This window comes from Leclercia sp. M50 (assembly GCF_037150775.1).
Classification (GTDB): Bacteria; Pseudomonadota; Gammaproteobacteria; order Enterobacterales; family Enterobacteriaceae; genus Enterobacter.
In genome coordinates this window covers 48,722-73,984 of record NZ_JBBCPK010000001.1, presented here as the reverse complement: position 1 = coordinate 73,984, position 25,263 = coordinate 48,722, and the positions used below count along the sequence as shown (strand labels likewise).

Sequence of the window (25,263 nt, the reverse complement as noted above, 5' to 3'; positions counted from 1 at the left end):
CCCTTTTTTTTGCTTTTTATCGTGCTGCTGTTCGCAGTTTTTTGTAGACAGCAAAACTCTCTCTACAAAAAATTGTGATTCTGTTCATAACCATTTCACACCCTTTTTGCCACCGCTTTACTTTACCCTTTCTGCGCATACTATAAACACGTGTTCATCTATAAACATGTGCTCTAATAGAATTAAAAGTCACTCACTCGCTTAATTATCATTGCGATGGCCGGCGTGCCAGAGGATGTTCTATGCGTGAAAAGGATTATATTGCTGTTATTGGTTCTGCGAATATGGATGTTGCGGGGTATTCACACGCCTCGCTTAATTATGCGGACTCTAACCCAGGGAAAATTAAATTTACCCCCGGCGGCGTTGGGCGGAATATTGCGCAAAACCTTGCGCTGTTGGGAAAAAATGTCTGGCTACTTTCCGCGGTCGGCGATGACTTTTACGGTCAGTCGCTGCTATCACAAACCCATGCCGCTGGCGTACAGGTGGAAAAATGTCAGGTGATCGCGGGCGAAGGCACCTCCAGTTATTTATCCTTGCTGGATAATACCGGCGAAATGCTGGTAGCCATTAATGATATGGCTATTTCTGACTACATCAATCCGGACTATCTGGCCCACCACCTGGCCTTTCTGCGTGCGGCAAACGCGGTGGTGGTCGACTGCAATCTCAGTGAATCTGCACTGGGCTGGATATTTGAAAATGCAGGCCAGGCACCGGTATTCGTTGACCCCGTCTCGGCCTGGAAATGCAACAAAGTGCGTGACTGGCTGGGCCATATCCACACGCTGAAGCCCAACCGGATTGAAGCCGAAACCCTGAGCGGCATCCCGCTCTCCTGCGCGGCGGATGCCCCGAAAGTCGCGGCCTGGTTTCACCAGCACGGCCTGTTCCGGCTGGTATTAAGCATGGGCGGCGACGGCGTTTATTACAGCGAGAAAGGGGGCGAAAGCGGCTGGTCAGCCCCGTTTAAAACCCGGCTTGTCAATGTCACCGGCGCGGGGGACGCGATGATGGCGGGGCTCGCCTTCTGCTGGCTGGAAGGAACCACATTTGCCCATTCCGTTCGTTTTGCCCAGGGCTGCTCGTCGCTGGCGCTCGCTTCCGTATATACCAATAACCCCGACTTATCGGCTGAAAATGTTAACGCATTAATGGAGAGAGAACATGTCTGAATTAAAATTATCTGCTGAGTTCCTGCAAATTTCTCCTGAGGTTCAGGACGCTTTAAATAATAACAAGCCGGTTGTGGCCCTTGAATCCACCATTATTTCTCACGGCATGCCTTTCCCGCAAAATGCCCAGACGGCGCTGGAAGTTGAAGATGCGATCCGCCAGCAGGGGGTTATTCCCGCCACTATCGCCATTATTCGTGGCGTAATGAAAGTGGGGCTCAGCAAAGAAGAAATTGAACTGTTAGGCCGTGAAGGCCATGCGGTGACCAAAGTCAGCCGCCGGGATTTACCTTTTGTGGTTGCCGCAGGAATTAATGGCGCGACCACGGTTGCCTCCACCATGATTATTGCGGCAATGGCCGGGATTAAGGTCTTTGCTACCGGCGGAATTGGCGGTGTACACCGCGGTGCGGAACACACGTTTGATATTTCTGCCGATTTACAGGAGCTGGCGAAAACCAATGTCGCCGTGGTTTGCGCCGGGGCGAAATCTATTCTCGACCTCGGGTTAACCACCGAATATCTGGAAACCAACGGTGTACCGTTAATTGGCTATCAGACCCAGTCCCTGCCTGCCTTTTTCTGTCGCACCAGCCCGTTTGAGGTCAGCATCCGTCTCGACAGCGCTGAAGCCATCGCGCGCGCAATGGCGGTGAAATGGCAGACCGGCCTCAACGGCGGCCTGGTGGTGGCGAATCCTATCCCGGAACAGTTTGCGATGCCTGAAGAGACCATCAACGCCGCTATCGATCAGGCGGTGAAAGAAGCGGAAGAGCAGGGTGTGACCGGCAAAGCCAGCACGCCGTTCCTGCTGGCCCGCGTGGCGGAATTAACCGGTGGCGACAGCCTGAAATCCAATATCCAGCTGGTCTTTAACAACGCCCGTCTGGCCTGCGACATCGCGAAGGCGTACCAGCGCATCGCGTAATCTTTTCACAGGCAGTTTGCCGTCGCCTGTCTTCACAGTGGAATCACGGATACCCGGCCAGTCGCCGGGTTTTCAGGTAAGGAAATCATTATGGATGTAATGAGAAGTCTGCTGGGTATGGCGGTGCTGTTAGCAATAGCCTTCCTCCTGTCGGTCAATAAACGCCGTATCAGTCTGCGTACCGTTGGCGCCGCTTTCATTTTGCAGGTGGCAATTGGCGGCATCATGCTCTATTTCCCGCCAGGAAAATGGCTGGTTGAACAGGCCGCGATAGGGGTGAGCAAGGTAATGTCCTACAGCGATGCCGGTAGTGCTTTTATCTTTGGCGCGCTGGTTGGCCCCAAAATGGATACGCTGTTTGACGGCGCCGGGTTCGTCTTTGCCTTCCGGGTGCTGCCCGCCATCATCTTTGTCACCGCGCTGATAAGCCTGCTCTACTACATCGGGGTGATGGGGCTGCTGATCCGTATTCTGGGCTCCATTTTCCAGAAAGCGTTGCGTATCAGTAAAATTGAATCCTTCGTGGCGGTGACCACTATCTTCCTCGGCCAGAACGAGATCCCGGCGATCGTGAAACCCTTCGTCGATAAGCTGAACCGCAATGAGCTGTTTACCGCTATTTGTAGCGGGATGGCGTCCATTGCCGGTTCGATGCTGATTGGCTACGCCGGAATGGGAGTGCCGATTGATTACCTGCTCGCCGCCTCGTTAATGGCCATTCCAGGCGGGATTTTGTTTGCCCGTCTGCTGAGCCCGGCCACGGAGGCGTCACAGGTCACCTTCGATAACCTGTCGTTCAGCGACACGCCGCCGAAAAGCATTATCGAAGCCGCGGCGACCGGGGCGATGACCGGGTTAAAAATCGCCGCCGGGGTTGCGACGGTGGTAATGGCCTTTGTGGCGATCATCGCCCTGCTGAACGGTATGCTGGGCGGCATTGGCGGCTGGTTGGGTATTGAAAGCCTGAGCCTTGAGGGGCTGTTTGGCTATGCCCTGGCACCGCTGGCGTGGCTCATGGGGGTCGAATGGCAGGATGCCACGCTCGCAGGCAGCCTGATTGGACAGAAGCTGGCGATTAACGAATTTGTCGCCTATCTCAACTTCTCGCCATATCTGCAAACCGCCGGTCAGCTGGATGTGAAGACCATCGCCATCATCTCTTTTGCTCTGTGCGGCTTTGCCAACTTCGGCTCGATTGGCGTGGTGGTGGGCGCCTTTTCTGCGGTATCGCCCCAGCGCGCCCCGGAGATTGCCCAGTTGGGCGTGCGGGCCCTGGTGGCGGCCACGCTCTCTAACCTGATGAGCGCCACCATTGCGGGCTTCTTTATTGGTCTGGCAGGCTAGTGACGCAGGCCGGGTAGGGCAACTACCCGGCCTGTTTACGGCTGGCTCTCCAGCAGCGACAGGACGTTATCTACCGACAGCGTCGGGTTATTGATGCTTTCACTGGCGCGGGAGAGCGCCGCGCAGCCACCCGCGAACCGGGCACTTTCCGTAAAATCGCTCCCGTCGAGGAAGCCATAAATCAACCCCGCCATAAAGGCGTCATCGGCACCAAAGCGGTCAACCACCGGGTGGGTGAGCGGCGATAGCAGAAGCGGCTCCGCGCCTTGTTCGCTGCAGAGCACCGAATCATCTTCCAGACAGACCACAATCCGCTGCACCCCTTTCTCATGCAGGGCGGCGAGGGCGCGCTTGCGATCCTCGCACTCCGCCAGGATCTGCAGCTCCTTCAGCGTCGGCTTCAGGGTATGGATGCGCGACAGCCAGGGTTTGATCCTGTCGGCTTTAAATTCTGAAACCGTGTCGACAAACACCGGCACATCCCCGGCGAGGGTAAAGACCCACTCCAGCGCTTCCGCGGTGAGGTTACAGTCGGCCAGCACGACGCCCGCATGGGCCAGCAGTTCCCGGGAGTGATTCAGCAGCTGCGGCGTCAGCCCCTGCAGGATATGGGTATCATTGATCGCCAGCACAGTGTCGTCCTGCGGACTGGCAATCGACAGATAGGTTGCGGTGCTTTGTCCGTGCAGGCGGATGGTGCTCTGCACGTTAACGCCCGCCTGGCGGGTCTGCTCCAGCAGGGTTTCGCCATAAAAATCGCTGCCCACGGCAGAGATCAGGTGCACCTCGCGCCCCAGCAGCGCGAGGTTATGGGCAATGTTACGCGCCACGCCGCCCGCCGCGCACTGAATGGCTCCCGGCTGGGAGGAGGGTTCAGGAAAACGAATATCGGCCACCCCGCGAATATCCATATTGATGGCGCCGAGCGCCACACAATAATCCTGTTCGGTGAGGATATAGCCTTTGCCCTTGATCGCCCCTTTGCGCATCAAATCCATAATATGCGCAGCGACGCGGGAGCGGCTGATATCGAGGATCTGGGCGATCTCATGCTGCTGAATAAGGGGGTTGCGCCGCAGGATCTTCAGGATCTGCTTTTCCCTTTCGTTCATCATTCTGCGGTGGCCTCGGCATGCTGTTGCGCTTTCAGCCAGGCGATCTCCTCGGCCCAGATATCCGGGTTGATGGTTTCCAGCACCAGCGGAATGTTGTCGAAACGCGGATCCTGCATGATAAAGCGGAACGCATCATGGCCGATGTTGCCTTCACCCAGGCTGTGGTGACGGTCAACGCGGCTGCCAAAGGTGCTTTTCGCGTCGTTGAGGTGCATACCGCGCAGGTACTCAAAGCCCACGACGCGCTCGAACTCGGCGAAGGTTTTTGCACACGCTTCCGCGCTGCGCAGGTCGTAACCGGCGGCAAAGGCGTGGCAGGTATCGATGCAGACGCCGATGCGGGATTTATCCTCCACGGCATCGATGATGGCGGCCAGATGCTCAAAGCGGAAACCGAGGTTGCTGCCCTGTCCGGCGGTATTTTCAATCACCGCCGTCACCCCCTGGGTCTGTGCCAGCACGATGTTGATCGACTCGGCGATCCGCGCCAGACAAGCATCTTCGTCGATCTGCGACAGATGGCTGCCGGGATGGAAGTTCAGCAGCGTCAGGCCGAGCTGCTCGCAGCGCTGTACCTCATCGAGGAAGGCCGCGCGGGATTTATCCAGCGCCTCATGTACCGGGTGACCGAGGTTAATCAGGAAACTGTCGTGGGGCAGGATCTGGCCGGGGGAGAAATGGTATTTTTCGCAGGCCGCTTTGAACTCATCAATCACCTGAGTCGTTAACGGCGCGGCGCGCCACTGGCGCTGATTTTTGGTGAACAGGGCGAAGGCGGTCGCCTCGATTTCGGCGGCGCGAATAGCGGCATTTGCCAGACCGCCGGCAGCGCTGACGTGCGCTCCAACATATTTCATAAAGGGACTCCTGTTAACCCGCAAACGCATATGATAGCGGGTTAACAGGATAAGGCTACAGCGGTTTATGCCATCAGGCTATGCACCGCGAGGTTAATGGCGCCCCCGCCGACAATCAGCCAGACAAAGAGCAGCAGCGCCATCAGCAGCGGTTTCGCTCCGGCTTTTTTCAGGGCGCTGACGTGGGTGGTTAAGCCCAGCGCCGCCATCGCCATTGCCAGCAGGATGGTATCCAGCGTCACCAGCATATCCACGACCGCTTTGGGCAGCAGATGGAACGAGTTAAACACCGCGACCACAATAAACAGAATGGCGAACCAGGGGATGGTGATTTTGCTCTTCTCACCGTTGCCCGCTGGCGCAAGCTGTTTCACTCTTGCGGCCAGGATCAGCAGGAACGGGGCCAGCATCATCACCCGCAGCATTTTGGCGATCACCGCGGCATTTTCTGCGTCCGGGCTGATAGCGTGACCCGCCGCGACCACCTGGGCGACCTCATGCATCGTCGAGCCGATGTAGATGCCGTAGTTTTCCGGGCTAAACCAGTGGGCTACCAGCGGATACATGGCCGGATAGAGGAAGATCGCCAGGGTACCGAAGATCACCACCGTCGCCACCGCCACGGTCACCTTGCTGGACTCGGCCTTTACTACCGGCTCGGTGGCCAGCACCGCCGCGGCGCCGCAGATGCTGCTGCCTGCACCAATCAGCCAGCTGGTCTGTTTGTCGAGCCCGAACACCTTCTGGCCGATAAAGCAGGCCAGTAAAAAGGTGCTCGAGAGGGTTAAGATATCAATCGCAATACCGCTTACTCCGACGTCGGCAATCTGCGCGAAGGTAAGACGAAAGCCATACAGGATGATCCCGAGTCGCAGCAGGTGCTGCTTGGCGAAGATGACGCCGCTGTCGCACGGCTTGTAAATCTTCGGATAAACCGTATTTCCGACCACCATCCCCAGCAGGATAGCCAGGGTCAGGGCGCTGAATCCGGCGCCTGCAACCGCCGGGATGCTGCCGCCCCATAATGCGACACCGGTGACCAGCGCGCTGAGCGCCAGGCCCGGGATGTAGTGCCACACGGTACGATGATGCTGTAGGGTGAGTGTTGTCAAAACCGTCTCCTTTTCTCTGGCTAAAAGGTTACGGCGCGCTGGCTTAAAAATAAAATTGATTATATATTTATAATTAATCTTTATAAGTGGTAAGCAGGGTGCTTACCCTACCGGATAGCGACTATGCACATTACCTTACGCCAGCTTGAAGTCTTCGCCGAAGTACTGAAAAGCGGATCGACTACGCAGGCCTCTCAGATGCTGGCACTCTCTCAGTCCGCCGTCAGCGCTGCGCTCACCGATCTTGAAGGTCAACTGGGGGTTCAGCTCTTTGACAGGGTAGGGAAGCGGCTGGTGGTGAACGAGCATGGACGTTTGCTCTACCCGCGCGCGCTGGCGTTGCTGGAGCAGACCGTCGAAATCGAACAGCTCTTTCGCGAGGATAACGGCGCCATTCGTGTCTACGCCAGCAGCACCATTGGCAACTATATCCTGCCTGAAGTGATTGCCCGCTATCGCCGGGATTTCCCGACCCTGCCGCTGGAGATGAGCGTCGGCAACAGCCAGGATGTGATCACCGCGGTGATCGATTTTCGGGTGGATATTGGCCTTATCGAAGGGCCATGCCACAACGCCGACATTATTGCTGAGCCCTGGCTGGAGGATGAGCTGGTGGTCTTCGCCTCGCCGGCCTCTTCTTTATTACAGCAGGAGGTGACCCTGGAGCGGCTGGCTCAGGCGCCGTGGATTTTACGCGAGCAGGGCTCAGGCACGCGTGAGATCGTCGATTATCTGCTGCTCTCCCATCTGCCGCAGTTCCATATGGGCATGGAGCTCGGCAATTCAGAGGCCATCAAACATGCGGTGCGCCACGGTCTTGGCATCAGCTGCCTGTCGCGGCGGGTGATTGCCGAACAGCTGGAGAGCGGAACGCTGGTGGAGATCCCCGTGCCGTTGCCCAATAAGCTGGTGCGCACCCTGTGGCGCATTCATCACCGCCAGAAGCACCTCTCTAATTCCCTCCAGCGTTTTCTGCGTTACTGCGAAATGTAATCCTGCCCGGCGGCGTTTTGTCCGCCGGTAGTCATTACTCGCATCAATACTATTCTCTGCTTTACTTATAATCCTGGACCGGTCATGAAGCTCTCTTATAACAGGGCATTTGTGCCGGAAGAGCCGGCGATCGTCTGCTACAATCGCGCCTCATTTTTTGAATGGACAGCATTTTCACATGGTTTCCGAAACTAAAACCACAGAAGCGCCCGCGCTACGTCGCGAACTCAAGGCGCGTCACCTGACGATGATCGCCATTGGCGGCTCTATCGGTACAGGCCTTTTTGTCGCCTCTGGCGCGACGATTTCAGCAGCGGGTCCTGGCGGCGCGCTCTTTTCCTATATCCTGATCGGTCTGATGGTCTACTTCCTGATGACCAGCCTGGGTGAACTGGCGGCGTACATGCCGGTATCCGGTTCTTTTTCTACCTACGGCCAGAAATACGTTGAAGAAGGCTTTGGCTTCGCGCTGGGCTGGAACTACTGGTACAACTGGGCGGTGACCATCGCCGTGGACCTGGTGGCGGCACAGCTGGTCATGACATGGTGGTTCCCGGACACGCCGGGCTGGATCTGGAGCGCGCTCTTCCTGGCGGTGATCTTCCTGCTCAACTACATCTCCGTGCGCGGCTTTGGTGAGGCCGAATACTGGTTCTCCCTGATCAAAGTGGCGACCGTGATCATCTTTATTATCGTCGGCCTGGCGATGATCGTCGGTATCTTCCAGGGCAGCGAGCCTGCGGGCTGGAGCAACTGGACGGTTGGCGATGCACCCTTTGCGGGGGGATTATCGGCGATGATTGGCGTGGCGATGATTGTCGGCTTCTCCTTCCAGGGGACGGAGCTTATCGGCATTGCCGCCGGTGAATCCGAAAACCCGGAGAAGAACATCCCGCGCGCGGTGCGTCAGGTCTTCTGGCGTATCCTGCTGTTCTATGTGTTCGCCATCCTGATTATCAGCCTGATCATTCCATATACCGATCCGAGCCTGCTGCGTAACGATGTGAAAGATATCAGCGTCAGCCCGTTCACCCTGGTGTTCCAGCATGCTGGCCTGCTCTCTGCGGCGGCGGTAATGAACGCGGTGATCCTGACGGCGGTGCTGTCGGCGGGTAACTCCGGGATGTATGCCTCTACCCGTATGCTCTACTCCCTGGCCTGCGATGGCAAAGCGCCGCGTATTTTCGCGAAGCTCTCCCGGGGCGGTGTGCCGCGCAACGCGCTCTATGCCACCACCGTGATTGCCTGCCTGTGCTTCCTGACCTCAATGTTCGGCAACCAGACCGTCTACCTGTGGCTGCTGAATACCTCCGGGATGACGGGCTTCATCGCCTGGCTGGGCATCGCCATCAGCCATTACCGTTTCCGTCGCGGCTACGTGAAGCAGGGTTACGATATTAACAACCTGCCATACCGCTCCGGCTTCTTCCCGCTGGGTCCGATCTTCGCCTTTGTGCTCTGTCTGATCATCACCCTCGGCCAGAACTACGAAGCCTTCCTGGCCGACACCATCGACTGGGGCGGCGTTGCGGCCACCTATATCGGTATCCCGCTGTTCCTGATCATCTGGTTTGGCTACAAGCTGGCGAAGGGAACGAAGTTTGTGCGCTACAGCGAAATGGAATTCCCAAATAGCTTTAAAAAATAAGCGCACCGCCTCTCTCTAACCCGCTCAGCCGAGCGGGTTTTTTATTTCTCCACAGTATGCTCTCTTGACATAACTTTTAACAATTGAATTGATAATAGTTATCGTTTGCTTTATCATTAGCAAAGTAATCAAAAGGATGAAGGAGTCAACTTTCTCGCCCTGGTCAGGGGAGGGGTTGCGGCCACACCTGCAAAGAATTACCAGACCGACCCGCCCAAAGAAGCGGGCGGCATGCAATGCAATGTGAGCAGTACATATTTGATTTTGCTGTGTTTACCTCATGGAGAAATGGAATGTTTAGGTTGAATCCCTTCGTTCGGGGAGGGCTGTGCGCGTCTGCTCTTTCCCTGGCGCTGCCGGTTGCGGCGGTGGAATCTGGCGACACGATGGTCTTTACCGCCCCGGCAAACGAGCAAAACCTGAAGGATGCCCCCGCCAGTATCAGCGTCATCACCCAGCAGGATCTGCAGCGTAAGCCGGTGCAGAACCTGAAAGATGTGTTACAGGACGTGCCGGGCGTGCAGTTAACCAACGAAGGGGACAACCGCAAGGGCGTCAGTATCCGCGGGCTGGACAGCAGCTATACGCTGATCCTGATCGACGGCAAACGCGTCAACTCCCGCAACGCCGTGTTCCGCCATAACGACTTCGATCTGAACTGGGTGCCGGTGGACGCCATCGAGCGCATCGAAGTGGTGCGCGGGCCGATGTCCTCCCTCTACGGCTCCGATGCACTGGGCGGCGTGGTCCATATCATCACCAAAAAGATCGGCCAGAAATGGACCGGCACCCTCACCGCCGACACCACTATTCAGGAACATCGCGATCGTGGCGACACCTACGACGGCCAGTTCTATACCAGCGGCCCGCTGGTGGATGGCGTCCTCGGCCTGAAAGCCTTCGGCAGCGTCTCCCAGCGTGATAAAGACGATCCGCAGTCCTCTTCCACCAGCGCCACGGGCGAAACCCCGCGTATCGAAGGCTTCACCAGCCGTGATGCCAACGTGGAATTTGCCTGGACCCCGAACGAAAACCACGATTTCACCGCCGGGTATGGTTTTGACCGTCAGGATCGGGATTCCGACTCGCTGGATAAAAACCGCCTGGAGCGCCAGAACTACTCCCTGAGCCACAATGGCCGCTGGGGGCTGGGCAACAGCGAGCTAAAATTCTACGGCGAGAAGGTGGATAACAAAAACCCGGGCAATGCCAACCCGATTACGTCCGAAAGCAACTCCATTGACGGCAAATATGTTCTGCCGTTGGGGGAGATTAACCAGCTGCTGACCTTTGGCGGAGAGTGGCGTCACGACAAGCTGAAAGATCCGGTCAACCTTACCGGCGGCAGCAGCAGCAATACCTCGGCCAGCCAGTATGCGCTGTTCCTGGAAGATGAATGGCGGATCTTCGAACCGCTGGCCCTGACCACCGGCGTGCGCATGGATGACCATGAAACCTACGGCGATCACTGGAGCCCGCGTGCTTACCTGGTTTATAACGCCACCGATACCGTAACGGTAAAAGGCGGCTGGGCAACGGCATTCAAAGCGCCGTCGCTGTTGCAGCTGAGTCCGGACTGGACCACCGGCTCCTGCCGCGGTGCCTGTGAAATTGTCGGTAGCCCGGATCTGAAACCAGAGACCAGCGAAAGTTTCGAGCTGGGGCTGTACTACAGCGGGGAAGAGGGATGGTTAGAGGGCGTTCAGGGGAGCATCACCGCTTTCCAGAACGACGTTGATGACCGGATCAGCATCAGCCGTACCGCCAGCGTTAGCCAGGCGCAGAGCTACCCTAACTATGTCGGGCTGAATGGTGACGGCGAGCCGGTGTTCCGCTATTACAACGTCAATAAGGCGCGTATCCGTGGCCTGGAGACGGAGATTAAGTTCCCCATTGCCGAAGACTGGCGAATGACGCTGAATTACACCTATAACGACGGGCGTGATATCAGCAACGGCGGCAACAAGCCGCTCTCCGAGCTGCCGTTCCATACCGCAAACGGCACGCTGGACTGGCAGGCGACCCAGGCGTGGTCCTTCTACGTGCAGGGGAATTACACGGGTGAGAAACGCGCGATTACCGATGGCGCGGCAACGCCGGGTGGCTACGTGGTGTGGAACACGGGTGGCGCATGGCAGGCAACCAAAAACGTTAAGCTGCGTGCGGGCGTCATGAACCTGCTGGATAAAGATCTCAGCCGCGACGACTACACCTATACCGAAGAGGGACGCCGTTACTTTATGGCGGTGGATTACCAGTTCTGATCGAGGGATCGCCGGAGCGGTGCGGTCTGTTTGCTGGGCGGCGCTGCGCTTGCCCGGCCTACGGGCTGGTGTGGTCTGTTTGCCGGTGGCGCTGCGCTTGCCCGGCCTACGGGCTGGTGCGGTTTGTTTGCCGGGCGGCGCTGCGCTTGCCCGGCCTACGGGCTGGTGCGGTTTGTTTGCCGGGCGGCGCTGCGCTTGCCCGGCCTACGGGCTGGTGCGGTCTGTTTGCCGGTGGCGCTGCGCTTGCCCGGCCTACGGGCTGGTGTGGGTTTTGTAGGCCCGGTAAGCGAAGCGCCACCGGGCATGAGGCTGGCACTTACTTCAACAGCTGCTGCGCATGGAAGCGCAGATGATCTTCAATAAACGACGCAATGAAATAATAGCTGTGATCGTACCCCGGCTGGATACGTAACGTCAGCGGCCAGGCTTTTTGCCGTGCCGCTTCCGCCAGTACGGCTGGCTGGAGCTGGGTCGCCAGGAACTGATCGGCATCGCCCTGATCGATAAGCGTCGGGATCGCCTGTTCCGGCTGGCTGTTCAGCATCAGAGCGCAGCTGTCCCACGCCTGCCAATTTGCAGCATCCTCACCCAGATAGTGGCTAAAGGCTTTCTGCCCCCACGGCACCTGCGTCGGGTTGACGATTGGCGCAAACGCCGAGACGCTGACATATTTACCCGGGTTTTTCAGCGCCATCACCAGCGCACCGTGACCGCCCATCGAATGGCCGCTGATGGCACAGCGATCGGCTACCGCAAACTCCGCCTGGATCAGCGCCGGTAGCTCGTCGCGCAGATAATCATACATCCGGTAATGACGCGCCCACGGCTGCTGGGTGGCGTTCAGGTAGAACCCGGCGCCTTTGCCCAGGTCATACCCGGCATCGTCCGCCACGTCGCCGCCGCGCGGGCTGGTATCCGGCATCACCAGGGCGATCCCCAGTTCGGCCGCTACGCGCTGGGCGCCCGCTTTGGTGGTGAAGTTCTCGTCATTGCAGGTCAGGCCGGAGAGCCAGTAAAGCACCGGCGGTTTCGCCCCGTCGGTCGCCGGAGGAAGAAAAATGCTGAACGTCATCGCGCAGTTCAGCACCGTGGAGTCGTGACGCCAGCGCTGCTGTCGACCTTCAAAACAGTGGTGCTCTTCGAGCAGTTCCATGCAGGGCTCCTTCAGGAAGGTGAGATCGGGATTGAAAGCCATAATACAGATTATTCAGTAACGTGTGAGCAACTTTCACTTCCGCATTCGCCTCATATCCTGCATCATGAATTTACGAAACTTTAACAATCGGGGTGGTCATGGCGCTGCGTATCGCGCTCAGCGGATTTGTGGTTCTGGTGGTGGCGATGGGAATAGGGCGCTTTGCCTTTACGCCCCAGGTGCCGCTGATGATTACGGCAGGGGAGCTCACCCTGACCAGCGCCGGGCTGGTGGCGGCGATGAACTACCTCGGCTATCTGGTGGGTGCATGGGATGCCATGCGCGCGCACCGCTTCGTTGAAGGACGTTTATGGCTGGGGATCGGGGGCGCAGTGGCGCTGACGCTGCTCTCCGCCGTGGCGGATAATGCGGTGATCCACGGGCTGCTGCGCTTTGTGATTGGCTGCATGAGCGGCTGGTCGATGGTGCTGGTCGCCGCCTGGACCAACGAGCGGCTGGCCCATTATGGCAAGCCGGGCCTGAGTGCCGCGGTGTTTGCCGGGCCGGGGGCGGGGATCGCCTTAAGCGGTCTGCTGGCGGTCTGGATCCAGGCGCAGGCGCTCTCCGCCAGCGCCGCCTGGCAAATCTACGGCCTGCTGGCGCTGGTGCTCGTCGCGCTGGTGGCCCGCTACCTGCCGCGAGCCGGACAGCTGCATCGTCCGGGCACCACGCCGGAGCCGCTGACGCTAACCCGCGATCTGCGTCGTCTGGTCTGGAGCTACAGCCTCGCCGGGTTTGGCTACATCCTCCCGGCGACCTTTCTGTCGCAGATGGCGGCGCTGCGCTTTCCCGGTAGCGCCTTTGCCCAGTTTGTCTGGCCGGTTTTTGGTGTCGCTTCGATGGTGGGGATTGCCCTCAGCATCGCCCTGCGCCACGTCGCGTCGACCCATCGTCGGCTGGCGATCGTGCTCTGGTTGCAGGCGGTAGGGGTGATTGCCGCCTGGCTGATGCCGGGGATGGCTGGGCTGGTGACCGGTGCGCTGCTGGTCGGCGGCGGATTTTTATGTGCGGTGCAGCTCTCGTTGCTCTATGGGCGTGAACTGGCACCGAATCATACGCGTTACATGGCCGGATTACTGACGACCGGCTATGCCATCGGGCAGCTAATTGGCCCGATGACATCGGCACTGTCGAGCTGGCTTACCCATCAGCTTGAGCCTGCGCTGGGCCTTGCCGGTATCGCATTGTTTGTTGCGGGTGGACTGGTCTGGCAGCGTCAGGTTGAAAGGTAACGACAATTGGAATAATTATCGCGGTGAATACTGGATTATGCTCGCCGCCTCGCGCACAATGAGTGCACATTTTGCCCCACGGAGGGCAGAAGAGCGCCACACCTGCAGGAGAAAAGAATGTCATCAATGAGTAAAGAAGCTGCCCTCGTCCATGAAGCGCTGGTAGCACACGGCCTTGAAACGCCGCTGCGCCCACCGGTTCAGGAGATGGACAACGAAACACGTAAAAGTCTTATTTCCGGGCACATGACCGAAATCATGCAGCTGCTCAATCTCGATCTGAGTGATGACAGTCTGATGGAGACGCCGCGTCGCATCGCCAAAATGTATGTCGATGAGATTTTCTCCGGGCTTGATTACGCCAATTTCCCGAAAATTACCGTCATTGAAAACAAAATGAAGGTCGATGAGATGGTGACGGTGCGCGATATCACCCTGACCAGCACCTGCGAGCATCACTTTGTGACCATCGACGGTAAAGCGACCGTGGCCTATATCCCGAAAGACGCGGTGATTGGCCTGTCCAAAATCAACCGTATCGTACAGTTCTTTGCCCAGCGTCCGCAGGTGCAGGAGCGTTTAACCCAGCAGATCCTCATCGCGCTGCAAACGCTGCTGGGCACCAACAACGTGGCGGTATCGATTGATGCGGTACACTACTGCGTGAAAGCGCGTGGCATTCGTGATGCGACCAGCGCCACCACTACCACCTCGCTGGGCGGCCTGTTCAAATCGAGCCAGAATACCCGCCAGGAGTTCCTGCGCGCCGTCCGTCACGTTAGCTAATCGTCAGGGCAGGGTACATGGAAAGAAATGTCACGCTGGATTTCGTTCGTGGCGTCGCGATTCTGGGTATTCTGCTTCTGAATATAAGCGCCTTCGGTTTGCCGAAGGCCGCTTACCTCAATCCCGCCTGGTATGGTGATATCACTCTCCGCGACGCCTGGACATGGGCAATACTGGATCTCTTTGCTCAGGTCAAATTCCTCACCCTGTTTGCGCTGCTGTTCGGGGCAGGTCTTCAGCTGTTACTGAAACGTGGTAAACGCTGGATCCAGGCCCGGCTCTCTCTGCTGGTGCTGTTCGGGTTTATTCATGGGCTGCTGTTCTGGGATGGCGACATTCTGCTGGCCTATGGGCTGGTAGGGCTGATCTGCTGGCGCATCATCCGCGACGCACATGATGTCAAAAATCTCTTCAATACCGGCGTGGTGCTGTTTCTTATCGGCGTGGCTATATTGCTGCTGCTGGGGGTTATCTCCGGCGGCTCGACCAACCGCTCCTGGGTGCCGGATGCGGCGAACCTGCAATATGAGCAGTACTGGAAGCTGGGCGGTGGACTGGAAGCCATCAGCAACCGGGCGGATATGATCGGCAACAGCTTACTGGCGCTCGGCGCACAGTATGGCTGGCAGCTGGCGGGGATGATGCTGATCGGCGCCGCGCTGATGCGTACCGGCTGGCTGAAGGGCGAGTTCAGCCCGCGCCACTATCGCCGTACCGGGATGTGGCTGGTGCTGGTGGGGCTGGCGATCAACCTTCCGGCGGTGATCGCCCAGTGGTATCTGCACTGGGATTATCGCTGGTGCGCATTCCTGTTGCAGGCGCCGCGTGAGCTGAGCGCGCCGTTTCAGACGATTGGTTATGCCGCGCTCATCTATGGTTACTGGCCGCAGCTCTGTCGTTTCAGGCTGGTGACGGCGGTGGCCTGCGTGGGGCGCATGGCGCTCAGCAACTATATTTTACAGACGCTGATCTGTACCACCCTGTTCTATCAGCTTGGCTTATTTATGAAGTTCGACCGGCTACAGCTGCTGGGCATTGTCCTGCCGGTGTGGCTGGTTAATATTCTATTCTCCGTCCTCTGGCTGCGCCATTTCCGTCAGGGGCCGCTGGAATGGGTATGGCGACAATTGACCATACGTGCGTCAGGCGTTTCATCAAGCCATACATCCGGATAACGATCTGGATCACAATCATTAACAAAACGGATGTAACCGTTTTCATCCTTGTGACCTTCTTCACGTAGTCCTCGCCTTGTCGCTGCCAGAATAGGCACCTTGCTAAACACAGGGGGTGTCTGTGAGTCGCTGCAATCTAAATAAGGGTGGTGAATATGATCACCATTCGTGACGTCGCGCGTCAGGCGGGCGTTTCTGTCGCCACCGTTTCCCGGGTTCTTAACAATAGCGCACTGGTCAGCCCGGAGACGCGTGAATGCGTGATGAAAGCCGTCACGGCGCTGGGCTACCGGCCTAATGCGAACGCCCAGGCGCTGGCGACCCAGGTCAGCGACACCATCGGTGTGGTGGTGATGGACGTGTCAGATGCGTTCTTTGGCGCGCTGGTGAAAGCCGTCGATATGGTGGCGCAGGAGCACCAGAAAAACGTGCTGATCGGCAACAGCTATCACGAGGCGGAAAAAGAGCGCAACGCCATTGAGGTGCTGATTCGTCAACGCTGTAACGCATTGATCGTGCACTCAAAAGCTTTAAGCGATGAGGAACTTTCCGCGCTGATGGAGCAGATCCCCGGCATGGTGCTCATTAACCGCATCGTTCCCGGCTATGCCCACCGCTGCGTCTGCCTCGATAACGTCAGCGGAGCGATGATGGCTACGCGGATGCTAATGAACAACGGGCATCAGCGTATCGGCTATCTGGCCTCCAGCCATCGCATCGAGGACGACGATATGCGCCGGGAAGGCTGGCAGAAAGCCTTGCTGGAACAGGGGATTACGGGGTCGGAAAGCTGGATCGGCACCGGCGCTCCGGACATGCAGGGCGGAGAGGCAGCGATGGTGGAGCTGCTCGGGCGCAACCTGCAGCTGACCGCGGTCTTTGCCTACAACGACAGCATGGCGGCGGGCGCACTCACGGCGCTGAAAGACAACGGCATTGCGGTGCCGCAGCATCTGTCATTGATTGGTTTTGATGATATACCGATTGCCCGTTACACGGACCCTCAGCTGACGACGGTTCGCTACCCCATCGCCTCCATGGCCCGGCTGGCCACAGAGCTGGCATTACAGGGGGCCGCCGGGAAGCTGGATATCAATGCAACACACTGTTTCATGCCAACTTTAGTGCGTCGCCACTCCGTTGCCATTCGGCAAACTGTGGTGCCGATCACTAACTAATAATTCGCCGTGATGTAACCGTTTTCAATTTGTGAGTAAATTCACAGTAACTTAACAATGCGCTGTCTATGATGTCAGCGTTTTAGCAACTGAAACGCTATGTAACGGTGATTAATCACTTTGACCATAGCTGAGGTCCGTTAAACATCCAAAAAAACGCATTCTGGAGCGTTACCGACCAAGGAAGATAGAAATTTTATAAGTGGACTTCGGCCGGCAGTAACGTTTCTTTAACATGTGCCCGCCGAGCGTTATTCACACGAACTACCCTGCATAAAAATCGGAGATATCATGAATAAGAAGGTGTTGACTCTGTCTGCTGTTATGGCAAGCATGCTTTTCGGTGCCGCCGCGCACGCTGCAGATAGCCGTATTGGTGTGACTATCTATAAGTATGACGACAACTTCATGTCCGTTGTGCGTAAGGCAATCGAGAAAGAGGGTACAGGCGCACCAGACGTACAGCTGTTGATGAATGACTCCCAGAATGACCAGTCCAAACAGAACGACCAGATCGACGTTCTGCTGGCGAAAGGCGTAAAAGCTCTGGCAATCAACCTGGTTGACCCGGCAGCAGCAGGCACTGTTATTGAAAAAGCACGCGGCCAGAACGTGCCGGTTGTGTTCTTCAACAAAGAACCTTCCCGCAAAGCGCTGGATAGCTATGACAAAGCCTTCTACGTCGGTACCGACTCCAAAGAATCCGGCATTATTCAGGGCGACCTGATTGCCAAACACTGGGCCGCTAACCCGAACTGGGATCTGAACAAAGACGGTCAGGTACAGTTCGTACTGCTGAAAGGCGAGCCGGGCCACCCGGACGCTGAAGCACGTACCACTTACGTTATCAAAGAGCTGAACGACAAGGGTCTGAAAACCCAGCAGCTGGCTTTAGATACCGCAATGTGGGATACCGCTCAGGCGAAAGACAAGATGGACGCATGGCTGTCCGGCCCGAACGCGAACAAAATTGAAGTGGTTATCGCCAACAACGACGCGATGGCAATGGGTGCGGTAGAAGCTCTGAAAGCACACAACAAATCCTCTATCCCGGTATTTGGTGTGGACGCCCTGCCTGAAGCGCTGGCACTGGTTAAATCTGGCGCAATGGCGGGTACCGTACTGAACGATGCAAACAACCAGGCGAAAGCCACCTTCGATCTGGCGAAAAACCTGGCTGAAGGCAAAGGCGCGGCTGACGGTACTAACTGGAAAATTGACAACAAAGTTGTTCGTGTACCGTACGTTGGCGTAGATCAGGAAAACCTGGCGCAGTTCACCGGTAAATAAGTTATAGCATTCCACTGGGCGCAGTTTCTGCGCCCTTTTATCACGCGACGCGAGGCCGAGAAGGTATAATTATGGTCAGCACAACGACTCAGTCGTCCGGTGAATACTTGTTGGAAATGAGCGGTATCAACAAGTCTTTTCCCGGTGTTAAAGCACTGGATAATGTTAATTTAAAAGTACGGCCTCACTCCATTCACGCCTTAATGGGTGAAAACGGTGCGGGTAAATCAACATTATTGAAATGCTTATTTGGGATCTATCAAAAAGATTCTGGCAGCATTCTTTTTCAGGGGAAAGAGATCGATTTCCATTCCGCCAAAGAGGCGCTGGAAAACGGAATTTCTATGGTTCACCAGGAGCTTAACCTGGTACTTCAGCGTTCTGTTATGGACAATATGTGGCTGGGTCGTTATCCGACCAAAGGCGTATTTGTTGATCAGGACAAAATGTATCGCGACACCAAAGCTATTTTTGATGAACTGGATATTGATATCGATCCGCGGGCGCGCGTCGGTACATTGTCTGTTTCACAAATGCAGATGATCGAAATTGCCAAGGCCTTCTCCTATAACGCCAAAATCGTGATTATGGACGAGCCTACCTCTTCATTAACGGAGAAAGAGGTGAACCACCTGTTCACCATTATCCGTAAACTGAAAGATCGCGGTTGCGGCATCGTTTATATCTCTCACAAAATGGAAGAGATCTTCCAGCTTTGTGATGAAATCACCGTGCTTCGCGACGGGCAGTGGATCGCCACCCAGTCACTGGAAGGGCTGGACATGGACAAGATCATCGCCATGATGGTTGGCCGCTCCCTGAACCAGCGCTTCCCGAACAAAGAGAACAAGCCGGGCGAAGTGATTCTGGAAGTGCGCAACCTGACTTCACTGCGTCAGCCTTCCATTCGCGATGTTTCCTTCGATCTGCATAAAGGGGAGATCCTCGGGATTGCCGGTCTGGTGGGCGCCAAGCGTACCGATATCGTCGAAACGCTGTTTGGTATCCGCGAGAAATCCGCCGGGACCATTACCCTGCACGGTAAAAAGATTAATAACCATAACGCCAACGAAGCTATTAACCACGGCTTTGCGCTGGTTACCGAAGAGCGTCGCTCGACCGGTATTTATGCCTATCTGGATATTAACTTTAACTCCTTAATTTCTAATATTCATAATTATAAAAATAAAATCGGTTTGTTGGATAATTCCCGCATGAAGAGCGATACCCAGTGGGTGATTGACTCCATGCGCGTAAAAACCCCTGGACACCGCACGCAAATTGGCTCGCTTTCCGGTGGTAACCAGCAAAAGGTTATTATTGGACGCTGGTTGTTAACCCAGCCAGAAATTCTGATGCTGGATGAACCAACCCGCGGTATCGACGTTGGTGCAAAATTTGAAATTTATCAGCTGATTGCTGAATTAGCTAAGAAAGATAAAGGGATTATTATTATTTCTTCCGAAATGCCGGAATTGTTAGGGATCACAGATCGTATTCTGGTTATGAGCAATGGTCTCGTTGCCGGAATTGTTGACACCAAAACGACAACGCAAAACGAAATTTTGCGTCTTGCGTCTTTGCACCTTTAAGATCAGGGGCTCCTCATGAGTGCGTTAAATAAGAAAAGTTTTCTTACTTATCTGAAAGAAGGCGGTATTTACGTTGTTCTTTTAGTCTTACTGGCCATTATTATTTTCCAGGATCCGACTTTCTTAAGTCTGCTGAACTTAAGTAACATTCTGACCCAGTCTTCGGTGCGTATTATTATCGCCCTCGGCGTGGCAGGTCTTATTGTCACCCAGGGTACTGACCTGTCAGCTGGCCGTCAGGTTGGTCTGGCGGCGGTTGTTGCGGCAACGCTTCTGCAGTCGATGGAAAACGCCAACAAGGTCTTCCCGGAAATGGCAACCATGCCCATTTTCCTGGTGATCCTGATTGTCTGTGCCATTGGCGCGGTCATCGGTCTGATTAACGGCATCATCATTGCGTACCTGAACGTAACGCCGTTTATCACCACCCTGGGTACCATGATCATCGTTTACGGTATTAACTCCCTGTACTACGACTTCGTGGGCGCATCACCGATTTCCGGTTTCGACAGTGGTTTCTCGACCTTTACGCAGGGCTTTATCGCGATGGGCAGTTTCCGCCTCTCCTACATCACCTTCTACGCGCTGATTGCCGTGGCGTTCGTCTGGGTGCTGTGGAACAAAACCCGCTTCGGTAAGAACATCTTCGCTATCGGGGGTAACCCGGAAGCGGCAAAAGTCTCTGGTGTTAACGTGGCGCTGAACCTGCTGGTTATCTATGCCCTGTCGGGCGTATTCTACGCCTTCGGTGGTCTGCTGGAAGCGGGCCGTATCGGCTCTGCCACCAACAACCTCGGCTTTATGTATGAGCTGGATGCCATCGCCGCGTGCGTCGTGGGTGGCGTGTCGTTCAGTGGTGGTGTGGGTACCGTGCTGGGTGTGGTAACCGGTGTGATCATCTTCACCGTTATCAACTACGGCCTGACCTATATCGGCGTCAACCCGTACTGGCAGTACATTATCAAGGGCGCCATCATTATCTTTGCGGTAGCGCTGGACTCCCTGAAGTACGCGCGTAAGAAGTAAGATCTCGTTTAGCAAAAAACCCGCCTTGTGCGGGTTTTTTTATGCCCGGCGGCGCTGCGCTTGCGCGGGCCTACGGGGTTTTGTAGGCCGGGTAAGGCGAAGCCGCCACCCGGCGGGGGTTACTTCTTCTTCTGCATCTCAAGCAGCTGTTCTGGCGTGACCGCCGGATAACCCTGGGCATCGGCCGGGACTTCCGTCATCGTCGGGATCGGCACCAGCGGGCCTAAGAAGCGCGGTTCGCGTTTAAAGATGTAGAGATCCGCCAGCGCCCCCAGACGTGCGCCAAACTCGCGTACCCGCACGGTGAGCATATCTTTTGGCGATGGAACGGCATAACACTGGGCCTGAATGCCCATATGCAGGGCGATAAACAGCGCGCGTTCGCAGTGGAAGCGCTGGGTAATGATAATGAAATCGTTGGTATCAAATACCTTACGGGTGCGAACTATCGAATCGAGGGTTCTGAAACCGGCGTAGTCGAGCACGATATCGGCCGGATCAACCCCTGCGGCAATCAAATCCTTACGCATGGTGACCGGCTCGTTATAGCTCTGGAGCGCGTTGTCACCGCTCAGCAGCAGATAATTCACTTTGCCGCTGTTATAGGCGTTGAGCGCCCCCTGAATGCGGTAACGGTAATACTGGTTGATCACCCCGGTGCGGTAATACTTGGCGGTGCCCAGCACTACGCCGACCTGACGGTAGGGCAGATCCTGAAGGTCATCAAAGATATAAGGAGCCGTTTTCCAGCTCATCCAGCGGTCGAGGCCCAGCGCAGTCAACAGCACGATGCCGATCAGGACAACCAGGCTGTAAAACACGCGCTTTAACATACAGATGACTCTTACCAAAGGTGAAATTTCACTCAGGCTACTTTACCCGTCTGGTAAGCGCAAGAAAGGGCGATTTAATTGGAGGGATTTTCATCAGTTGTGCGGGCATGGCTGCCCGCATCATACGCTTAGCCCAGCAGGACACGATCAATGTTGCTACAACCCAGCGCCCGCAGCGTGGCCGCAGTGGCATCCCACTGGATCAGCGATGCATCGGCTTTCTCCGCCAGAATGGCGCGCTGGATATCCGGGTAGTCATAACCGTTTAGGCTGAGCAGGTTCAGCGCACCCTGTAACGGCGGCAGCGTCGGGTTAAAGGCGGCGTTTTCGGCATAGCTGCCGGTAAAGATTCGCCCGTCACGACACTCCAGCGCCACGCCGCTCGGCGCGTTGCTGTATGGCGCGTGTGCTTTATTGGCGGCAAGGATAGCTGCCTGGCTCAGTTCATCTCCGCTCACGGCATAACCGTGATCCTGCTCGTCCATCAGCAGTGATTTGATCTCTAGATCTTTCGGTCCGAAGGCATCGGGCAGATAATCCGCCAGCGTATGCTGGGCGCGGCCCGGCAGGTTGATGCGCAGCGCTAATCCGCTGTTGAGTTCGTTCATAAACTGACGGCAGTGGCCGCACGGGGTGTAGTTGACGGTGATCGCCTCCAGGGCTTGTTCGCCGCGCAGCCAGGCGTGACTGATGGCACTCTGTTCCGCATGAACGGTCTGCTGCATGGTAGCGCCGAGAAACTCCATATTGCCGCCGAAGTACCAGGTGCCACTCACGCCCCGGGCAATGGCGCCGACGTTGAAATGGGAAAGATCGGCGCGGGCGCAGGCCGCTGCCAGCGGCAGAAGCGCAAAGGCCAGCGCGTCATCATCCAGATCCGTGGCACGTTTCAGTGCGGCGACCTGTTCAGCCGTCAGCAGGGCGGGGAAGTGTGCATCCGCCAGAACCGGGGCCAGGGCTGACTGCAAATTCTCTGCTAGCTCGGCAAAAGCTGATTGAAAACGTGGATGCATGGCGTTGCCTCATAAAGGTTAATGGATCGGTAGTGTACGGAGCCGCTGGGGCTTTATATGTGACTTAGATCTCATTATGTATGCAACTTATGAAACTCAGATTAAAAATGCGCGACGCGTCGCAAATTTTAGCCCACCACAGCCAGAATTATCGGGAACAGGAAAGGTGCGATCAGCGAGGTCAAAATCCCGCAGATCACCAGCGCCAGCGAACTGAAGGCACCTTCCTGATAATCCAGCTCCGCACAGCGGGCGGTGCCGAGGGCGTGTGAGGCGGTGCCCATCGCCAGCCCACGGGCAGATTTGGTGCGAATGCGCATGGCATTCAGCAGCGTGTGGCCTAACACCGCACCCAGAATACCGACATAAATGACGCACACGGCGCTGATCGCCGGAATGCCGCCGAGGCTGCCGCCCACCGCCATTGCAATCGGCGTGGTCACCGATTTGGGCAGAATGGAGGCGGCAATTTCGGGTGTCGCCCCCATCAGCAACGCCACCGAGGTGCCGGTGATCATCGCCACCACGCTCCCGGCGAGACAGATGGTAATAATCGATTTCCAGCGGGCGCGGATCTGGTGCAGTTGCTCATAAAGCGGAAACGCCAGCGCGACCACCGCAGGCTGGAGCAGATCGTTGAGAACTTTGCTGCCCTGGAAATAGTGAGCGTAAGGGATGCCGGTTAACAGCAGGAAAGGGATGATCACCACCATCGCTACCAGCAGGGGATTAAGAAGAGGAAACTTCAGGCGCACCGCCAGCTTGCGGGCGGCGAAGAAGACCGCCACGGTGAGCGGCAACGACCACCAGATATTCGCCATCATTTTTTCTCTCCTTTCTGTCCAATCACTTTGCGCTCCCCGTGCGCCAGATGGGTGCTCCAGCTCACCACTAAAAACACCACCAGCGTACTGATCGTGCAGGAGACGAAGATCGGGCCAAACTGCGCGCTCAGCAGATCGTAATACTGCATCACGCCCACACCGATGGGGACGAACAGAAGGGCCATATAGCGGATCAGGACCGAGCAGCCTGGCTTGACCCAGTTTGCCGGAAGGATCTGCAAGGCAAGCAGCACAAACAGGATCAGCATGCCGATAATACTGCCGGGAATGGCGATCGGCAGCAGGGAGGCGAGAAAAATACCTGCATAGAGGCAGGCATAAATAAGGATGAAGGCGCGCAGGTATTGCCAGACAACGATCAGTGATTTATTCATGGTGGAAGCCCTTAATGGAACGCATTCATCATACAATTAAAACCGGAAACGTGCTACGGATCACATCATGACTTTTGAGCATACCAGACATTCCCATTCGGAACCTCGGGCATTCCCCCAGCCAGAAGGGTAAAAACATTATAAATCAGCCCGGTTCCACGAGCCCTGAAACAGGGCTTTCCACCGTTACACAGAGCAGATACCATAGCGCCTCTTTTTTTACGGATATTGATATGCGTGTATTACTGGCACCGATGGAAGGCGTGCTCGATTCGCTGGTGCGCGAGCTGCTGACTGACGTTAACGATTATGATCTCTGCATCACCGAATTCCTGCGGGTGGTGGATATGTTGTTGCCGGTAAAATCGTTTTACAGACTCTGTCCGGAGCTGCATCGCCAGAGCCGCACCGCCTCCGGTACGCTGGTGCGCGTCCAGCTTCTGGGACAATACCCCGAATGGCTGGCAGAAAACGCCGCGCGTGCCGTCGAGCTGGGCTCCTGGGGCGTGGATCTTAACTGCGGCTGTCCGTCGAAAATGGTCAACGGCAGCGGCGGCGGCGCCACGCTGCTGAAAGATCCCGAGCTTATCTACCGTGGCGCAAAAGCGATGCGCGAGGCGGTGCCCTCGCATCTGCCGGTGACCGTGAAGGTACGCCTCGGCTGGGACAGCGGCGACAGGCAGTTTGAAATTGCCGACGCCGTGCAGCAGGCGGGGGCGACCGAGCTGGTGGTTCACGGGCGCACCAAAGAAGATGGTTACAAAGCCGAACGCATTAACTGGCAGGCTATCGGCGAGATCCGTAAGCGGCTGACTATCCCGGTGGTGGCCAATGGCGAAATCTGGGATCGCGAAAGCGCGCTGGCCTGCATGCAGGAGACCGGCTGCAATGCCATTATGATCGGGCGCGGGGCGCTCAACGTGCCCAACCTCAGCCGGGTGATTAAATACAACGAGCCGCGTATGCCATGGCCGGAGGTGGTGACGCTGCTGAAGAAGTACTCCCGCCTCGAAAAGCAGGGCGACACCGGCCTGTACCACGTGGCGCGCATCAAGCAGTGGTTGAGCTACCTGCGTAAAGAGTACGACGAGGCCCTGGATCTGTTTCAGGAGATCCGCGCTCTGCAATCTTCAGCGGAGATTGCCCGGGTCATACAGTCAAAATAGGCCAACATCGATCTGCATCACGTTTTTCAGCGGGACGCATTGAGGCGCAGCGCGAAACTGGTAAAGTGCGCTAACTGGATTGTTACTGCTGCGGCAGGCAAAACCTGATTATCTGGCAT

The 25,263-nt window shown here is 56.5% G+C and carries 22 protein-coding genes; 14 read left to right on the top strand and 8 right to left on the bottom strand.

What is annotated here, in order from left to right; genetic code table 11:
• The first annotated feature begins 242 nt into the window (after positions 1-242).
• The 3 genes from WFM46_RS00320 (at position 243) to WFM46_RS00310 (ending at position 3,450) form a co-directional block, all read left to right on the top strand.
• Entirely contained in the window at positions 243-1,178 is a 936-nt protein-coding gene (locus tag WFM46_RS00320; protein ID WP_336996870.1) for a pseudouridine kinase, read from the top strand.
• Entirely contained in the window at positions 1,171-2,106 is a 936-nt protein-coding gene (locus WFM46_RS00315) for a pseudouridine-5'-phosphate glycosidase (RefSeq protein WP_180210013.1), read from the top strand. The genes WFM46_RS00320 and WFM46_RS00315 overlap by 8 nt, the downstream gene beginning before the upstream one ends.
• 90 nt (positions 2,107-2,196) lie before the next feature.
• Positions 2,197-3,450, top strand: coding sequence for a NupC/NupG family nucleoside CNT transporter (locus tag WFM46_RS00310; protein ID WP_180210012.1), 1,254 nt, complete (start codon positions 2,197-2,199; stop codon positions 3,448-3,450).
• 35 nt (positions 3,451-3,485) lie between these two features.
• Here WFM46_RS00310 and WFM46_RS00305 read toward each other — a convergent pair whose 3' ends face one another.
• From WFM46_RS00305 to WFM46_RS00295, 3 genes are all read right to left on the bottom strand, one after another.
• Positions 3,486-4,562: a sugar kinase gene (locus tag WFM46_RS00305; RefSeq protein WP_180210017.1), complete on the bottom strand. Its 1,077-nt coding sequence runs from the start codon at positions 4,560-4,562 to the stop codon at positions 3,486-3,488.
• Positions 4,562-5,422, bottom strand: coding sequence for a deoxyribonuclease IV (gene nfo, locus WFM46_RS00300; RefSeq protein WP_336996869.1), 861 nt, complete (start codon positions 5,420-5,422; stop codon positions 4,562-4,564). The genes WFM46_RS00305 and nfo overlap by 1 nt, the downstream gene beginning before the upstream one ends.
• 65 nt (positions 5,423-5,487) lie before the next feature.
• Positions 5,488-6,534, bottom strand: a complete 1,047-nt coding sequence (locus WFM46_RS00295) for a YeiH family protein (protein WP_156654903.1) — start codon at positions 6,532-6,534, stop codon at positions 5,488-5,490.
• Positions 6,535-6,657: 123 nt separating this feature from the next.
• Between WFM46_RS00295 and yieE the strand changes: the two genes are divergently transcribed.
• From yieE to cirA, 3 genes are all read left to right on the top strand, one after another.
• Positions 6,658-7,527 carry a DNA-binding transcriptional regulator YeiE gene (gene yieE / locus WFM46_RS00290; protein WP_103180339.1) on the top strand — a complete coding sequence of 290 codons (870 nt, stop codon included), beginning with the start codon at positions 6,658-6,660 and terminating at the stop codon, positions 7,525-7,527.
• A gap of 178 nt (positions 7,528-7,705) precedes the next feature.
• Positions 7,706-9,175, top strand: coding sequence for an amino acid permease (locus WFM46_RS00285; protein ID WP_103180338.1), 1,470 nt, complete (start codon positions 7,706-7,708; stop codon positions 9,173-9,175).
• Positions 9,176-9,468: 293 nt separating this feature from the next.
• Entirely contained in the window at positions 9,469-11,439 is a 1,971-nt protein-coding gene (gene cirA / locus WFM46_RS00280) for a catecholate siderophore receptor CirA (RefSeq protein WP_336996868.1), read from the top strand.
• Between the two features lie 316 nt (positions 11,440-11,755).
• Here the strand turns inward: cirA and fghA are convergent, their stop codons facing one another.
• The gene (fghA, locus tag WFM46_RS00275; RefSeq protein ID WP_336996867.1) at positions 11,756-12,592 is read right to left on the bottom strand and encodes an S-formylglutathione hydrolase; all 837 of its coding nucleotides are present in this window, start codon (positions 12,590-12,592) and stop codon (positions 11,756-11,758) included.
• Between the two features lie 140 nt (positions 12,593-12,732).
• Here fghA and WFM46_RS00270 point away from each other — a divergent pair, with 140 nt between their 5' ends.
• The 7 genes from WFM46_RS00270 to mglC all read left to right on the top strand — a co-directional run bounded on the left by WFM46_RS00270 (position 12,733) and on the right by mglC (position 20,913).
• Positions 12,733-13,866, top strand: a complete 1,134-nt coding sequence (locus WFM46_RS00270) for a YbfB/YjiJ family MFS transporter (protein WP_336996866.1) — start codon at positions 12,733-12,735, stop codon at positions 13,864-13,866.
• Between the two features lie 117 nt (positions 13,867-13,983).
• Positions 13,984-14,652 carry a GTP cyclohydrolase I FolE gene (folE, locus tag WFM46_RS00265; RefSeq protein ID WP_103180331.1) on the top strand — a complete coding sequence of 223 codons (669 nt, stop codon included), beginning with the start codon at positions 13,984-13,986 and terminating at the stop codon, positions 14,650-14,652.
• A gap of 17 nt (positions 14,653-14,669) precedes the next feature.
• The gene (gene yeiB, locus WFM46_RS00260; protein ID WP_103180329.1) at positions 14,670-15,827 is read left to right on the top strand and encodes a DUF418 domain-containing protein YeiB; all 1,158 of its coding nucleotides are present in this window, start codon (positions 14,670-14,672) and stop codon (positions 15,825-15,827) included.
• 155 nt (positions 15,828-15,982) lie between these two features.
• A complete protein-coding gene (gene galS / locus WFM46_RS00255; RefSeq protein WP_159339591.1) occupies positions 15,983-17,005 on the top strand; it encodes an HTH-type transcriptional regulator GalS in 1,023 nt (340 codons plus the stop codon).
• A 291-nt stretch (positions 17,006-17,296) separates the two neighbouring features.
• Positions 17,297-18,295 carry a galactose/glucose ABC transporter substrate-binding protein MglB gene (gene mglB / locus WFM46_RS00250; RefSeq protein ID WP_103180326.1) on the top strand — a complete coding sequence of 333 codons (999 nt, stop codon included), beginning with the start codon at positions 17,297-17,299 and terminating at the stop codon, positions 18,293-18,295.
• A gap of 71 nt (positions 18,296-18,366) precedes the next feature.
• Positions 18,367-19,887 carry a galactose/methyl galactoside ABC transporter ATP-binding protein MglA gene (gene mglA, locus WFM46_RS00245; protein ID WP_159339590.1) on the top strand — a complete coding sequence of 507 codons (1,521 nt, stop codon included), beginning with the start codon at positions 18,367-18,369 and terminating at the stop codon, positions 19,885-19,887.
• 15 nt (positions 19,888-19,902) lie between these two features.
• Positions 19,903-20,913 (top strand): galactose/methyl galactoside ABC transporter permease MglC, encoded by a 1,011-nt coding sequence (mglC, locus tag WFM46_RS00240; protein ID WP_103180322.1) that lies wholly within the window; start codon positions 19,903-19,905, stop codon positions 20,911-20,913.
• A 119-nt stretch (positions 20,914-21,032) separates the two neighbouring features.
• On the opposite strand, the gene sanA is transcribed toward mglC, so the two are convergent.
• The 4 genes from sanA to WFM46_RS00220 form a co-directional block, all read right to left on the bottom strand.
• Positions 21,033-21,746: an outer membrane permeability protein SanA gene (sanA, locus tag WFM46_RS00235; protein WP_103180320.1), complete on the bottom strand. Its 714-nt coding sequence runs from the start codon at positions 21,744-21,746 to the stop codon at positions 21,033-21,035.
• A 128-nt stretch (positions 21,747-21,874) separates the two neighbouring features.
• Complete coding sequence (gene cdd, locus WFM46_RS00230; RefSeq protein ID WP_180209885.1) at positions 21,875-22,759, bottom strand: cytidine deaminase; 885 nt, start codon at positions 22,757-22,759, stop codon at positions 21,875-21,877.
• Positions 22,760-22,887: 128 nt separating this feature from the next.
• Positions 22,888-23,583 carry a CidB/LrgB family autolysis modulator gene (locus WFM46_RS00225; RefSeq protein ID WP_103180317.1) on the bottom strand — a complete coding sequence of 232 codons (696 nt, stop codon included), beginning with the start codon at positions 23,581-23,583 and terminating at the stop codon, positions 22,888-22,890.
• On the bottom strand, positions 23,580-23,978 hold the full coding sequence (locus WFM46_RS00220; protein WP_103180316.1) for a CidA/LrgA family protein: 399 nt from the start codon (positions 23,976-23,978) through the stop codon (positions 23,580-23,582). Before WFM46_RS00220 ends, WFM46_RS00225 begins: the two co-directional genes overlap by 4 nt.
• 233 nt (positions 23,979-24,211) lie before the next feature.
• On the opposite strand from WFM46_RS00220, the gene dusC reads away from it, so the two are divergent.
• Complete coding sequence (dusC, locus tag WFM46_RS00215; protein ID WP_214422208.1) at positions 24,212-25,144, top strand: tRNA dihydrouridine(16) synthase DusC; 933 nt, start codon at positions 24,212-24,214, stop codon at positions 25,142-25,144.
• Positions 25,145-25,263: the final 119 nt, after the last annotated feature.

Bases quoted from the DNA above. Each gene is read 5' to 3' on its own strand.
- mglA (WP_159339590.1), top strand. From the start codon at position 18,367: ATGGTCAGCACAACGACTCAGTCGTCCGGTGAATACTTGTTGGAAATG.
- folE (WP_103180331.1), top strand. From the start codon at position 13,984: ATGTCATCAATGAGTAAAGAAGCTGCCCTCGTCCATGAAGCGCTGGTA.
- WFM46_RS00270 (WP_336996866.1), top strand. From the start codon at position 12,733: ATGGCGCTGCGTATCGCGCTCAGCGGATTTGTGGTTCTGGTGGTGGCG.
- yieE (WP_103180339.1), top strand. From the start codon at position 6,658: ATGCACATTACCTTACGCCAGCTTGAAGTCTTCGCCGAAGTACTGAAA.
- WFM46_RS00315 (WP_180210013.1), top strand. From the start codon at position 1,171: ATGTCTGAATTAAAATTATCTGCTGAGTTCCTGCAAATTTCTCCTGAG.
- cirA (WP_336996868.1), top strand. From the start codon at position 9,469: ATGTTTAGGTTGAATCCCTTCGTTCGGGGAGGGCTGTGCGCGTCTGCT.
- dusC (WP_214422208.1), top strand. From the start codon at position 24,212: ATGCGTGTATTACTGGCACCGATGGAAGGCGTGCTCGATTCGCTGGTG.
- mglC (WP_103180322.1), top strand. From the start codon at position 19,903: ATGAGTGCGTTAAATAAGAAAAGTTTTCTTACTTATCTGAAAGAAGGC.
- WFM46_RS00310 (WP_180210012.1), top strand. From the start codon at position 2,197: ATGGATGTAATGAGAAGTCTGCTGGGTATGGCGGTGCTGTTAGCAATA.
- WFM46_RS00285 (WP_103180338.1), top strand. From the start codon at position 7,706: ATGGTTTCCGAAACTAAAACCACAGAAGCGCCCGCGCTACGTCGCGAA.
- WFM46_RS00305 (WP_180210017.1), bottom strand. From the start codon at position 4,562: ATGAACGAAAGGGAAAAGCAGATCCTGAAGATCCTGCGGCGCAACCCC.
- WFM46_RS00220 (WP_103180316.1), bottom strand. From the start codon at position 23,978: ATGAATAAATCACTGATCGTTGTCTGGCAATACCTGCGCGCCTTCATC.
- mglB (WP_103180326.1), top strand. From the start codon at position 17,297: ATGAATAAGAAGGTGTTGACTCTGTCTGCTGTTATGGCAAGCATGCTT.
- cdd (WP_180209885.1), bottom strand. From the start codon at position 22,759: ATGCATCCACGTTTTCAATCAGCTTTTGCCGAGCTAGCAGAGAATTTG.
- galS (WP_159339591.1), top strand. From the start codon at position 15,983: ATGATCACCATTCGTGACGTCGCGCGTCAGGCGGGCGTTTCTGTCGCC.
- nfo (WP_336996869.1), bottom strand. From the start codon at position 5,422: ATGAAATATGTTGGAGCGCACGTCAGCGCTGCCGGCGGTCTGGCAAAT.
- fghA (WP_336996867.1), bottom strand. From the start codon at position 12,592: ATGGAACTGCTCGAAGAGCACCACTGTTTTGAAGGTCGACAGCAGCGC.
- WFM46_RS00225 (WP_103180317.1), bottom strand. From the start codon at position 23,583: ATGATGGCGAATATCTGGTGGTCGTTGCCGCTCACCGTGGCGGTCTTC.
- WFM46_RS00320 (WP_336996870.1), top strand. From the start codon at position 243: ATGCGTGAAAAGGATTATATTGCTGTTATTGGTTCTGCGAATATGGAT.
- yeiB (WP_103180329.1), top strand. From the start codon at position 14,670: ATGGAAAGAAATGTCACGCTGGATTTCGTTCGTGGCGTCGCGATTCTG.
- sanA (WP_103180320.1), bottom strand. From the start codon at position 21,746: ATGTTAAAGCGCGTGTTTTACAGCCTGGTTGTCCTGATCGGCATCGTG.